This is a genomic window from Limnothrix sp. HT2024 (assembly GCF_059138625.1).
This window is the reverse complement of sequence record NZ_CM181121.1, coordinates 4,002,423-4,014,924: the sequence shown is the minus strand read 5'-3', so window position 1 is coordinate 4,014,924 and position 12,502 is coordinate 4,002,423. Positions and strand designations below refer to the sequence as shown.

The 12,502-nt window shown below is 55.0% G+C and carries 11 protein-coding genes and 2 tRNA genes; 7 read left to right on the top strand and 6 right to left on the bottom strand.

Going from position 1 to position 12,502, the window contains the following annotated elements; all coding sequences use genetic code 11:
* Nucleotides 1-135: 135 nt before the first annotated feature.
* From AC2IAX_RS16470 to AC2IAX_RS16450, 5 genes are all read right to left on the bottom strand, one after another.
* Complete coding sequence (locus tag AC2IAX_RS16470) at nt 136-873, bottom strand: HAD-IA family hydrolase (protein ID WP_494388414.1); 738 nt, start codon at nt 871-873, stop codon at nt 136-138.
* Nucleotides 874-884: 11 nt separating this feature from the next.
* Nucleotides 885-2,090, bottom strand: coding sequence for a tRNA epoxyqueuosine(34) reductase QueG (queG, locus tag AC2IAX_RS16465; protein ID WP_494388413.1), 1,206 nt, complete (start codon nt 2,088-2,090; stop codon nt 885-887).
* Between the two features lie 193 nt (nt 2,091-2,283).
* Nucleotides 2,284-3,171: a ribonuclease HI gene (rnhA, locus tag AC2IAX_RS16460; RefSeq protein WP_494390422.1), complete on the bottom strand. Its 888-nt coding sequence runs from the start codon at nt 3,169-3,171 to the stop codon at nt 2,284-2,286.
* A gap of 585 nt (nt 3,172-3,756) precedes the next feature.
* A tRNA-Phe gene (locus tag AC2IAX_RS16455) sits at nt 3,757-3,829 on the bottom strand.
* A gap of 107 nt (nt 3,830-3,936) precedes the next feature.
* On the bottom strand, nt 3,937-4,395 hold the full coding sequence (locus AC2IAX_RS16450; protein WP_494388412.1) for a PPC domain-containing protein: 459 nt from the start codon (nt 4,393-4,395) through the stop codon (nt 3,937-3,939).
* A gap of 361 nt (nt 4,396-4,756) precedes the next feature.
* Here AC2IAX_RS16450 and AC2IAX_RS16445 point away from each other — a divergent pair, with 361 nt between their 5' ends.
* The 7 genes from AC2IAX_RS16445 to AC2IAX_RS16415 all read left to right on the top strand — a co-directional run bounded on the left by AC2IAX_RS16445 (nt 4,757) and on the right by AC2IAX_RS16415 (nt 10,668).
* Nucleotides 4,757-6,067 carry a peptidylprolyl isomerase gene (locus tag AC2IAX_RS16445; protein ID WP_494388411.1) on the top strand — a complete coding sequence of 437 codons (1,311 nt, stop codon included), beginning with the start codon at nt 4,757-4,759 and terminating at the stop codon, nt 6,065-6,067.
* A 414-nt stretch (nt 6,068-6,481) separates the two neighbouring features.
* A complete protein-coding gene (aroH, locus tag AC2IAX_RS16440; protein WP_099534499.1) occupies nt 6,482-6,892 on the top strand; it encodes a chorismate mutase in 411 nt (136 codons plus the stop codon).
* Between the two features lie 35 nt (nt 6,893-6,927).
* Nucleotides 6,928-8,361 (top strand): MFS transporter, encoded by a 1,434-nt coding sequence (locus AC2IAX_RS16435; protein ID WP_494390421.1) that lies wholly within the window; start codon nt 6,928-6,930, stop codon nt 8,359-8,361.
* Nucleotides 8,362-8,508: 147 nt separating this feature from the next.
* Nucleotides 8,509-8,580, top strand: a tRNA-Gln gene (locus tag AC2IAX_RS16430).
* A gap of 406 nt (nt 8,581-8,986) precedes the next feature.
* Nucleotides 8,987-9,415 (top strand): YkgJ family cysteine cluster protein, encoded by a 429-nt coding sequence (locus AC2IAX_RS16425; RefSeq protein WP_494388410.1) that lies wholly within the window; start codon nt 8,987-8,989, stop codon nt 9,413-9,415.
* Nucleotides 9,416-9,547: 132 nt separating this feature from the next.
* Nucleotides 9,548-9,820, top strand: a complete 273-nt coding sequence (locus AC2IAX_RS16420) for a hypothetical protein (protein WP_099534496.1) — start codon at nt 9,548-9,550, stop codon at nt 9,818-9,820.
* A complete protein-coding gene (locus AC2IAX_RS16415; RefSeq protein ID WP_494388409.1) occupies nt 9,820-10,668 on the top strand; it encodes a prepilin peptidase in 849 nt (282 codons plus the stop codon). Before AC2IAX_RS16420 ends, AC2IAX_RS16415 begins: the two co-directional genes overlap by 1 nt.
* Nucleotides 10,669-10,675: 7 nt before the next feature.
* Here the strand turns inward: AC2IAX_RS16415 and AC2IAX_RS16410 are convergent, their stop codons facing one another.
* Nucleotides 10,676-11,800, bottom strand: coding sequence for a squalene/phytoene synthase family protein (locus AC2IAX_RS16410; RefSeq protein ID WP_494388408.1), 1,125 nt, complete (start codon nt 11,798-11,800; stop codon nt 10,676-10,678).
* Nucleotides 11,801-12,502 lie beyond the last annotated feature (702 nt).

The window sequence follows — 12,502 nt, the reverse complement described above, 5'->3', positions numbered from 1 at the left end:
TTACCGCTGCCGGGGAATTTCGATCCCCATACAAGGATTAATCTCTGCTTAATTCACCGTTATTTGACCGTTGATTAATCCTATGCATTCATGCCCGATCGCCCCGGGAATGAACACTGCATTCGCCCAGCTCGTTTAGGCATGGGTTTGGAATTTTTCTGCGGCCGCAGCGGCCGATCGCACCCAAGTTAACAGCTCCTGAGGATGCTGAAACAGCATATCCGGCTGGCTGTTGCGCAACGCTCGTTCAGAATTAAACCCCCAAGCCACGGAAAGACTGACCACGCCCGATCGGCGGGCCGCTTCCACATCCCTTGTTTCGTCGCCCACATAGGCAACGGCTTCGCGCTGAAGGCCGGCCTGTCGCCGCACCCGTGAGATGGCGCGATCTTTGCTGAACAGGCGCAAACTGGCATCAATCCAGGTGAAATAGTGCCGCCAGCCCATCAGGGTGAGGAAGCGATCGACGGTCGATCGCTGGTTGGAAGTTACAATCCCCAGCCGATAGCCCGCCGATCGCAGTTCTCGCAACACGTCCTCAATGCCCTGAATGGGCTGGAGGCGATGCAAATCGGCCTGGAGTTCCCGCTTCAGGCAATAGATCAGCCAAGGGCGCTGCCAAGTGGGCACATTACTGTTTTGCAGCACCATGCGAGAGTCGCAGTCCCGCAGTCGGGCAATTCGTTCCGGGGTCAAGCGGGGATAGCCAAAGCGTCCCGAGAGGCGATCGAGAATTTCAACCACCGCCTGAAAGGAGTCTGCCAGCGTGCCATCAAAGTCGAACAAAATTAACCGCAAGTGCTGAGGATTAACCGATACAGCACTGGTGGGCAGGGACTGCGGCCCGCCGGCCGCCGCCGTAGACGCAAGCACGTGATGGGCGTTCAAGGATGAGACTCAGAATCCAGTTGGGGATCAATGGAGGGATCGATGGGGCGATCGGGAGGGGAATCAGCCGATCGGGGCGGAGACAACGATGAAGCTTGCAACGAAACATTCGGGTCTAATTTCAGACTAGCACGGGCATTTCGTCGCCACATCGCAGGCTTAATGCGTCGTAAAGCGGATCCCCGGAAGGCTTGATCCCAAGCCTCATCGCTGAGTTGAGCAAGCTGATCCAAGCGCGGAGCCACCACCCCCGATCGGGGTCGAAAGTCTTCAATATCCGTCGGCTGGGCAAATCGTTGATTCCAGGGGCAAACATCCTGGCAAATGTCGCAGCCCGCAACCCAACCCTGAAGGTTCTCGGCAATTTCCGAAGGCAGGGTCTCCGCGCGGTTCTCGATCGTGTGATAGGCAATGCAGCGGTTAGCATCCACCACAAACGGCTCGGGAATCGCCCCCGTAGGACAAGCATCCAGACAACGGGTGCAAGTGCCGCAATGGCTGGTATGCGGGCGATCGGGCAACAATTCCAGCGTGGTGAACAGCTCCCCCAAAAACACCCAGGAGCCATACTGGCGCGTAATCAAATTGCCATTTTTGCCAATCCACCCCAAACCCGCTTCCTGAGCCCAGGCTTTATCTTGCACCGGGCTGCTGTCCACGGCCCAGCGGCTCTGTGCTCGGGGATCCAACGTCACTAACCACTGAGCCAGAGCCTTCAGGCGGGTTTCCAAAACTCGGTGGTAATCCCGTCCCCAGGCATAGCGGGCAATTTTGCCAAATTGGGGCTGGTCAAGTTGGGGCTGAGCTTGGGCAGGCTGAGATTGGGCAGGCTCGATCGCTGACTCAGCTTGGGAAAAGGATGGGTTCAAGGGCCGCTGTTCGAGGGGCCGCTGTTCAGGACTGTAGTAATTCAGGGCAACGCAGATGACCGATCGCGCCTCGGGCATGAATTCTCGCGCATCAAATCGCTTGGGAGCCGCCATCCATTTCATTTCGGCGGCAAACCCGCGATCGAGCCAGCGTTGGAGGGCTGATACGGCCGATGGTAAGGGTGGGTACTCTGAGCTTATAGCTGCTATTCCCACCTGATGAAACCCCAGGGCGAGAGCTTTCGTTTTCACTTGGTATGTGTTTCGGCGAGCGATCGCCACTGGGGAAGACCCGCCCACAGCAGGGTCATACTCCAATGCGGTTGTGTCCATCGCGATTGGCTCACAAGACACGGCAGAGTAGTTGAGAGCCGGTCATGAACGATTGGTGCAAAAGACTGCGAAGGATCGTCATGGAGGGCGGTGCGGTGACTACAGACGAGATGTGTTTGGTTACTCGGGTTGAGGATGCTAAAGCGAATCAGCGCCCCAGCGTCCTTAGACTTGAACTAGCCAAGCACCTCGTTTAGTCATCTTCGAGGATTCGTTCCAATTGCCACAGAATTTGGTTGCCCTCACGTCGCACGCGAGTCACAATCCAGTTCCGCCAGACCCAGTTTTCACCCCGACTGGTCACGGCACTGGCGTTAACATCCATCAGATCAGCCAATTCTGAGCTGGCAATCAGATATCCTCGATCGGCGACCTCATCGGCAATGCGTAGGGTTTCGATCAAGTTGCGCAATTGACCCACACGCACGTCGCGCAGATCGGCATCCGTTGGCGCGATCGCCAGTTGATCCAAAACAGGTTCAGACATGGTTTCAGGTATAGCTGCTATCGAGACTGTAGTTGTGTCTGAAGCATCGAGATGAGATTTGCTCGCAGGCTCCGATTCCGGAAACTCCGAGCGATCGAAAATCTCTAGCTTCAATTGATCTAATTTAGGCGATCGGCCGGCCGCAAAAACGCGGGCAATTTCATCACATCGTTCATTTCCCGCCTCGCCCGAGTGGCCGCGCACGTATTCCCAGCGCACAGCGGGATTGTTCAAAGCATCCAGACGCTCCCAAAGATCTCGATTGAGCACCGGTTGCCCGCTGGCAGTTTTCCAGCCTTTTCGTCGCCAATTTCGCACCCACTCTGTAATCCCTTTAATAACGTACTGACTATCCGTTAGTAAAGTGATTGACTCGCCTTGGCCGTATTGATGCCAGAATTGCAGCGCTTCAATGGCGGCTTGCATCTCCATTCGATTATTAGTTGTGTTGGAAGTACCTCCACCCATTTCATGACAAGAGCTGTTTGAAAATCGCACTAAAACACCCCAACCGCCGGGCCCTGGATTACCGGAGCAAGCCCCATCAGTGTAGATACGCGAAATTTGATGTGAGTCGATCGACAATGGGGGCATGGAGGCGATGGGAGAGGGTGTCATTGTTAGTGGCGGGGCCGTTGGCAATCAATTGTTATATTTTTATGACTTTGCTGGCTGGAAACCCTAATAGCTCTGGGTTTTTCTCAATATCCCTACTAGGCTTTGCTCAACCTTGCTGAGTCTAAAGCACTCAATCTGGTCAAGTTCTTGAGTGGGTGTTGATGGATCCCGGTCGATCGAGCAGCAGCGGGGGGACTCTAGAATCCACGTTTTCAAAGTGCATGTTTTCAAAGTGAACATTTTGCCATGCACGTTTTGCCAAAAGCCTTTTGATCACCCGATCGGCCTTTGGCTCTCAACCTGTTCAAGATTTAGAGGCAAGTGGGAAACAATCGCTCATGCCCAGCCCGACAACCGCAACATTCAGCATCAGCAGACCGCTTGGTCTTTCACTCTGTTGCTGTTCATTCTTGGTTGTTAGACTGCGATCGAGCGTTGACCCTATTGCCCGATCAGGGCTATTGCCCTACTCATATTCTAGCCGTTGAAGAGACAACAGGGATCGAAAGGTAACACTCAAGATTGAAGAATCTATGAGAGTCACTTTTGATTTTTTAGTAATGCCAGGAGGCGGACTTGAACCGCCGACACGAGGATTTTCAGTCCTCTGCTCTACCGGCTGAGCTATCCCGGCTAGGATTTTCAGGCGCTGCTGTTTTCAGCGCCTAAATAAATTAGCAAACTTGATCAGGATTGGCAAGGGATTCGCTAATTTTTTTGGAAGAACCGGCTTTCTAACGCCTATTGGATCGGTTGTAGGCGGGTGACCTTGAGCTTGAAGGGGCCGCCAACGGCTTTGCCAAAGGTTTGAACCCGCACCACATACTCGCCTGTATTCTGAATGCTAGTAAAAATCAGGGAGTTCGTGCCGCTGTCGGGGCCGTCGTCATTCTCGGCAATGCTGGAACCGTCATCGGCAATGAGCATCAGGACGGTATCGAAGCTGTCGGAGCTGGCGGTGATTTCAACTCGATCGCCTGCCGTGAGCGAGATTTTATAGTCCCGGGCAAATCCCCCTTGGCCGGTGGGAATGTCCTTGGTCGATAGGGTGTCGTTCAACTCGCTGCTGCTGGAGATCGTGCCCGGTTGATAGGTCGGGCTGGCTTGGGCGATCGCCCCGCCACTGCCGGCCGTGACCAGGGCGATCGCGCCCATCATTCCCACTACACCACGCCGCTGCAAAAAAGACCAAAAAAGCATGAAATCACCGTCCCAAGGGCATTGCTCCGATTATAGCCAGTCCGATTGAAAATCCCAGTTCCGGAGCCAACCCGATCGCCCTGAATCTCCGGATTAAGCCGAGCGATCGCCCGGCTCCGAAACTCTGGCTAGTTTAATTACGTCACCGATCTAGCGGTAGCCAGACCCCTGCTCCGGAAAATCAGCCCAAACAGTCCCAACGGTTTCTGAACGGCCGAAAATCTTGGAGAGGTTGCCAAAACCTTGCCCAAACGTTCCCGATTCGGAACCCTTGGCGGTTGAATTTTTGATTGGCTGAAAACCCAGGGACTGGACTTGCCTGATATTTTGGTTCTGAAGCAACCCAACCGATTTTGCGAATATGGCTCCTGCGGCTCGTTTAAATGGTTCCGCCACCGTAATCATGCTGGTGAACGGTCAGTCCGTCGAAATGGCGATCGATGGGGCCAATGCCCCCGTCACGGCCGGCAATTTTGTGGACTTGGTGGAGCGGGGATTTTATGACGGTATTTCGTTTCACCGCGTGGTGCGATCGCCCGATCCCTTTGTGGTGCAAGCGGGAGACCCGGCGAGTAAAGATCCCAACGTGCCGCTCAGCAGCTTGGGAACAGGCGGGTTCATTGACCCAGACACCAACCAAACCCGCAGCATTCCCCTCGAAATCAAAGTTCAGGGCGCAGCGGAACCGATCTATAGCCAAACCACCACTCAACCAGTCGCCTTGCCCCACAAGCAAGGAACCCTGGCCATGGCCCGGGCCCAATCGCCCGATTCCGGCTCGTCGCAGTTCTACATTGCCCTGAAGGAATTGCCGTTTTTGGATGGTAACTACGCCACCTTTGGCCAGGTGACCCAAGGGTTTTCGGCGGTGGATGCGATCCAAGCGGGCGATCGCATCACGGCGGCCAAGGTGGTGGATGGAGTTTTGCCGGGCCGTGCTTCAGTGGTGCTGACGGATGCGACCCGCTTGAACAATGCACACAATTTTCTGAACCGGGCTGACCTGCCGCGCCAGTTCACCTTCCTCACAGAAGCGGCAGAAACCGTGACCCTGACAGCGGTCCAAAGCCAAAGCACCCCCAGCGGCGTGCGGGGGTTGGGGGGCGATGACGTAATCACCGGCTCCAGCGCGGCGGATATTGTTTGGGGTGATGCGGGCAATGACTCGATCTTCGGGGGGGACGGAGATGATTATCTGCGCGGCATTGATGGCAATGACCTGATTAATGGTAACGGGGGCAACGACTTCCTCAACGGCAATCAGGGCAACGATACGGTCAATGGCGGCGCGGGCGATGATTTTGTGCGCGGCGGCCAGGGCGATGATGTGCTGCTGGGGGGCGATGGCAACGATGTTCTCTGTGGTGACTTTGGGGCTGATACGTTGACCGGCGGCGCGGGGGCCGATACGTTCCTGCTGCGAACCGATACGGCGATCGGGATTCGGGCGGCGGCGGATTTGGTGGTGGATTTCAGTGCGGCTCAGGGCGATCGAATCGGCATTGTCGGTTCCGTGAGCTTGGAGCAATTAACGCTGCAAAATCAGGGCGGATCCACAGTGCTGCAATTGCCCACGGGTCAGACCTTAGCCACAATCACCGGAGCCACTCCCGATTTGGTGCGATCGGCTCTTGTGGCCGTCAGCGCCAGTGATGCGGTCATGCGTTTGTAGATTTCCTAGGGGGTGTCGTCATTGTTCGAGGTGATGCTGAAGTGGTTGATTTTCTGTCCCCCGTCGTTGTAACAAGGGGCTTAAGCCCCTTGTCCCTCACGATCTGACAACGGTGGAATCAGGGTTTCAGGCGATTTGACGACAGGCCCTAAGCCCCTTGCTCCCCACGATCCATAAACGGCAGATCTTGGGCTTCGGGCTAAACGCCGATCGGCTTTGGCCCGGCTTCCCAGTCGGTTTCAGGTGTTGTTTCTCGGCTTGATTCTGCACAGTAGAGATGCAGCCCCAACTGAGCTATAACTAGCTATTAATCAGTCACTAATCAGTCACGAGTGACTGGTGCTTGGGCGATCGCCACGACAGGCCAAGCCCAATCATGACATTCACCCTCATATCGATCGGGAGGACAGGAACGTGGGTTGGCGAGTCCGGGCCATTCGAGGAGCAACTACCGCAACCGAAAACACCATTGAAGCCATTCGGGAGGCGGTTCATGAACTACTCGATGCTTTGGAAACCCACAACCGTCTGGAGATGGATGAAGTGGTGAGCGTCACCTTTTCGGTGACCCGTGACCTGGATGCAGTGTTTCCCGCCAAGATTGCCCGCGAGCGGCCCAACTGGCAAAACGTGCCCCTGATGGATGTGCAGCAAATGCATGTGGATGGCAGTTTGCCCCAATGCATTCGACTGCTCGTGCATTTCAACACCCCTGACCCGATCGCCCGAATTCATCATCCCTATCTCCGAGGAGCCAAGCACCTACGCCCCGATTGGGTTTCCGCCCAAGAAGTGCGCCAAAAGGAACTGATCGTTAACTCCTAATTCTTTCAAGGGTTAAGCTAGCGGCAGTTTTGAGACTGAGACCTGTGACTGCTGAGCGTGCTTCTGTTCCCGATCGGTTAACCTTCCCAGCCAAGCTGGCCTATGGGGCCGGCGACGCAGGCCCCGCCATCACCGCCAACCTGCTTGTCTTTTTGCAGTTGGCATTTTTAACGGATGTGGCCGGGTTGCCCGCCGGGTTAGCTGGCTCGGTGTTGATGGTCAGCAAAATTGGCGATGCCATCAACGACCCGATCATCGGCGTAATGAGCGATCGCACTCGTTCCCGTTGGGGTCGTCGCTATTCCTGGATGCTCTGGGGGGCGATTCCCTTCGGCATTCTCTTTTTCTTGCAGTGGCTTGTGCCGCCGGGCAACACCTGGCTGCTCTATGGCTACTACGTGGTCTTGGGGCTGCTGTTCAATACTGCCTATACGGCGGTGAACTTACCCTACACAGCCCTCACCGCCGAGCTAACGGATGACTATGACGAACGCACCAGTCTCAACAGCTTCCGGTTTGCCTTCTCGATCGGGGGCAGTCTCCTATCGCTGATTTTGGGCAAGATCGTTGCCGATCAAATTCCCGACCCCGTTTGGCAATACATCTGGCTAGCCGCCATTTGCACCCTGCTTTCCGTGTTGCCCATTCTCTGGTGCGTTGTGGGCACGTTTCGGTATGGCATGGCCGCCGAGCGCCGCTGCGCCGAACGAAATGAAACCGCCCCCAGTTTGGGTCTGAAGCAACAATTGGCGATCGTCTTTCAAAATCGCCCCTTCCTCTACGTCATTGGGATCTATCTCTGTTCCTGGCTGGCCGTGCAACTCACCGCCTCCATTCTGCCCTACTTCGTTGTGAGCTACATGGGGCTACAGCAGGCAGACTTCTTCATGGTGGCGATCGGGGTGCAGCTCACCGCCTTTGCCATGTTGTTTGTGTGGAGTGCCCTCAGCCGCCGTTGGGGCAAACGGGGGGTCTACTTCGCGGGCATGAGCCTTTGGATCATTGCCCAAGCAGGTTTGTTATTGCTGCAACCGGGGCAAACCGGCTTGCTGTACCTGTTGGCCGTGATGGCGGGCGTTGGGGTCTCCACGGCTTATCTCGTTCCTTGGTCGATGCTGCCGGATGTGATTGAACTAGACGAGCTAACCACCGGGCAACGCCGGGAAGGTGTGTTCTATGCCTTCATGGTCTTTTTGCAAAAGTTGGGGTTAGCTCTGGCCCTGTGGCTGGTGGGTATTGCGCTGGAAGTGGCTGGCTATCTGCCCACAGCCGCCGGAGGCACGCCGGCCAACCAACCGGCCTCAGCCCTGTTGGCCATTCGGCTGGCGATCGGCCCTTTGCCTACCGCAGCCCTGATTGGCGGCTTGGTTTTGGCTTATTTCTACCCCATTACCCGTGACATCCACGCGGAAATTTTGCTGAAGCTGGCAGAGCGCAAACGTGCCAATCAACAGGCCAGTCAGGACTAGGAAAGCGCTAGGCCAGGATCCATCCTCACGGGGCGATCGCCCCGTTCCTCTGCCTTGCGAACTCGGTTCAAAAAAATTCAAAAAAATTCAGAAAACCCCTTGACCCTTCTCGGAAGTTGTTGTTACTATACTCAAGCCTTCGGGCAATGGGGCGTCGCCAAGCGGTAAGGCAGCGGGTTTTGGTCCCGCCATTCCTAGGTTCGAATCCTAGCGCCCCAGTTAAAAAACTAGTTACAGAAAATTAGTTACAGAAAGCTTGTTGATTGCGCCTCAACCAAGCTGGTCAATAAAAAACCGAAACATAAAATCAAGAGTAATTAAGATCAAGAACAGTGTCTTGGTAATTTACACGGGCCCACACCCAGACAGAGCTTAGGAACCCATCTAGAAATTGAGATATCAATCACTGAGGCGCGATCGAGACCCGATCGAGGCATGATTGAGAGATCAATTTGGCAATCCAATTTGGCAACTCAATTTGGCAACCGAGTTTAGAAACCCAATTTAGAAACCGAATCGGGAACTCAATTGGCAAGCTCCCCCTGTGAACTCAAGCGCGGGAAAAGCAAGTCATCGGTGGTCAATTTTGCACAATCCATCAACCCTATTGACGAGGACAACTGAGGTGGCAACCTGGCAATGTATCAAAGGCTGTGGAGCCTGCTGTCATCTCGATCCCAACGAACGCCCCGACCTGGAAAGCTATTTAGAACCCGAGGATTTATTGCTCTATCTGAGCATGGTGGGGCCCGATGGTTGGTGCATGAATTATGACCAATTGAACCGAGAATGCACGATCTATGACGATCGCCCCTGGTTCTGTCGGGTACAAGTCGAAACCTTTCAGCGGATGTTCGAGATTGAGCCAGCGGAATTGAACGACTTTGCGATCGAGTGCTGCCGCGATCAAATCAGCGGAGTCTATGGCGATCTGAGCTTGGAAATGCATCGGTTCGATCGCGCCGTAGGCCTCACCCTCAGCACCAACACCCCAGCAACCCCCGATCCGTTGGCGTTGGATCCGTCTGGATTGGATCAATCGGCATTTGAGTAGCAGAATTGACTCAACGGAATACTCAATGCCCCAAACAATGCAACAAAATGCGCAATGTAGTGAGATCCCAATCGCGCAGAGGGCTGCATTCGGATTAAATTGAGGATTGGCTCTTTCAGTTTCCTGAGTTCCATGTCTGACCCTAACGCTTTACCCGACTGGATTCGCCAAATCGTGCAGGATCAACCCCTCAGCAACGAGCAGGCGACTTGTTTGCATTGGATTGGCGATGCGTACCAACTGCTGATGCAGCTCAATAGCTTTAGCTTGAGTGAGTATTCTGAGCAGGTGCAGCATCTCGATCGGGTAGCGGAAATGGCTCGGGCAGGAAGTCGGCTAGCTCAACATGCACCGGAAGTGGTGGAAGCCTTGGTTCAACAGCAGCCGGTGGGCCGCTCCTCCTGATGTTCACCCCCGAACAATTGGCGCTGGTGGTGGTGGCGATCGCCCTGGGGGTTTCCGTCGGAAGCTTCTTGAATGTGGTGGTTTATCGCCTCCCCGCCGGGTTATCGCTGCTGCACCCGCCCTCCCGCTGCCCCAAATGTTTGCACCGGCTGGCTCCCCACGACAATGTGCCGGTTTTGGGCTGGCTGTGGTTGCGGGGTCGTTGTCGCTATTGCGCAGCCCCGATCGCCCTGCGCTATCCCTTAGTGGAAGCCAGTACAGGGCTGCTGTTTGCCGCGATCGCCCTGCGAGTTAGCACCACCGAACCGGAAGCAGTGTTCAGTCCCTGGGGTCTGAGCATGATTTTGGGGGGATGGATCTTCGTGAGCTGGCTGTTAGCCCTGGCGCTCATTGATTGGGACACCCTCACCCTGCCCAACTCGCTCACCCAATCGGGCCTGCTGTTGGGATTGGGATTCAGAACCGCCTTCGGAGCGATTGAAACGGGCCAGGGCAGCGGCGCGGCGGCCGGATTGCTGGATGCCCTGTTGGCCATGGCGCTTGGCCTGTGGTTGTTTCAGGCGATCGCCACCCTGGGCAGCTTGATTTGGGGACGCACGGCCATGGGGGCCGGAGATGTGAAGCTGGCGGCCATGCTGGGAGCTTGGTTGGGTTGGAAATTGCTGTTGCTGGCGAGTTTTTTGGCCTGCGCGATCGGGGCAGTAGCCGGCTTGGGCGCAATTGGCCTGGGTTGGCTACGGCGCGATCGGGTCTTGCCCTTCGGCCCATTTTTGGCCCTGGGTAGCCTGATCGCCCTCCTCTCGGGCCCGGAAATTATCACAGCCTACTGGCAATTTTGGATGCGCTAGGCCGCAGTCATGGTCTGGCCACCACCTCCTCCACTGACGATGGCCAATAGTTTCCCCAAGCCAAATTCAGCAACGTTCCTTGCATCTCACAGAGGCATTGCACCAGCCGTTGGGCAGTCCGCACCATTAATGGGCTAGTTTTCAAAAAAGCAGCCACCTGAACCGCCTGGGCCGATCGCTGCAAGGTGGGTGAAATGGCCGTCGCCGTGGTGATAAACGATCGCTCCTGCCATTGATCCAAATCCTCGCGAACCGCTTGCCAGTAAAGGACTTGGAATTGCACAAAGTCAAAATCGCACTCCCGCAGCACCCGCTCAATGCGGGCATAGCGATGCAGACACCAGTTGCGCAAAATCACCCAGGATGGGTGTAAATCCCGCGCCAAAACCAGCTTGAACGCCCGTCGGCGCAACTGCGGCAAATAATCATCCACCCAAAAAACCATCATGTCGTGATAGGCCGGCGTGCCGATGCACGATCGATCCAAAACCGCCGCCCGATCGACCCCAAACCGATCCAACACCTCCTGGGGAAAGTAGCAGATCCCCTGGCGCGCATCCTCATCGATGTCGCGCAGGTTGTTATAGAACTGATCGACCGCTCCAAAGTGATAGGCCGCCTCCCACTGGGACGGACTCAAAAACGGCAGAATCTGGAAAAAGGAACCCGCCAACGTCTCCAGCATCGTTTCATAGTCAGCTAGCGTTTCAATCCGTAGATTGTCCGTGTGGTAGGTCAAGATTGCATCCAGATACCGATCCCACGACTGGACCGATAAGCGATCGCTCAGACTTGCCTCCGCATGAAACCAGCGCTGTTGCATTGTCGCCAGCAAACTGGCATCTTCTGTGACCATGGCCGCCGGGCCATGGCTCAGTAAACGCTTCCAAGCGCGATAGAACGCGAGGAAACTAGGCTGCTCCGTAGATGTGTGATTTTCTTTACAGACAAGTTCTGCCTCCGCCAATCGATCAACCTTACGAATCCAACCAATCCGTTCAATCCAGTCCCGTTGCACATCTGACTCGAGTCCTAAGACCCAAGCAGCATTATCTTCATCCTTAAGAGAATCATCAGCAATCGCGCAGTATTGCGACGATTCGACCAGCTTGGCCACAGCCGATCCGTTCATGATGCACCCGTGAAATCCCTGACGCACTCTATTAGAACTTTAGCCCCTTGTTCTGGTAGATGAACAAATACCACCAATTTCTAAGGAAGTCTTGGCCGTCAGGGGCGATCGCCCTTTGTTTTAGCAAGAAATGGCCAGACTTTATTGCTGTGTGACACCCCCTAATCTCAGGAATTGAGAGCATCAGCCAAATTCAGCCAGGATTGAAATTTAAAGCGCTTGTTTTCAGGCATGAAATTCTTTTTTTAGGCCATGAATTAGTGATGATTCTCAATCTTTAAAACACTTGTATTTTCTACTACATCAATTCAGAGAGAAATCCCTTAAGGTGTCTCGCCACTCAATTGGTGGTCTCCGCAAATTCTCGGAGCTAACGCCCCCAAGTGCCAGCCTTTGGTATGCGCAATCAGAACGACAACACGGAAGCCCCCTAAAAAAAGACACAGGCTAACGGGGCGCAAGTTTTGAACAACTGCCGCCGTTGACTGACCCGATCGCCGATCGAGTGCGCGCCTATCTATGACTCAATCAAGGGCCTATCTTGCTGAACCCGAGGTTGGATTGAGACCAGATCAAGGCCGCTGCATCCAACGGTCAGACCAAGGTTGACCCAAAATCGATACAACCGAATGGATACGATAAGTGATCACAGGCGATGAGTAATTGCGGATCGCGCTGATCCCGATCCTGGCAAGATCATGC

Excerpts from the sequence above, each read along its gene's own strand:
- queG (WP_494388413.1), bottom strand. The coding sequence starts at position 2,090 with ATGGACACAACCGCATTGGAGTATGACCCTGCTGTGGGCGGGTCTTCC.
- rnhA (WP_494390422.1), bottom strand. The coding sequence starts at position 3,171 with ATGCCCCCATTGTCGATCGACTCACATCAAATTTCGCGTATCTACACT.
- AC2IAX_RS16450 (WP_494388412.1), bottom strand. The coding sequence starts at position 4,395 with ATGCTTTTTTGGTCTTTTTTGCAGCGGCGTGGTGTAGTGGGAATGATG.
- AC2IAX_RS16445 (WP_494388411.1), top strand. The coding sequence starts at position 4,757 with ATGGCTCCTGCGGCTCGTTTAAATGGTTCCGCCACCGTAATCATGCTG.
- AC2IAX_RS16420 (WP_099534496.1), top strand. The coding sequence starts at position 9,548 with ATGTCTGACCCTAACGCTTTACCCGACTGGATTCGCCAAATCGTGCAG.
- AC2IAX_RS16415 (WP_494388409.1), top strand. The coding sequence starts at position 9,820 with ATGTTCACCCCCGAACAATTGGCGCTGGTGGTGGTGGCGATCGCCCTG.
- AC2IAX_RS16410 (WP_494388408.1), bottom strand. The coding sequence starts at position 11,800 with ATGAACGGATCGGCTGTGGCCAAGCTGGTCGAATCGTCGCAATACTGC.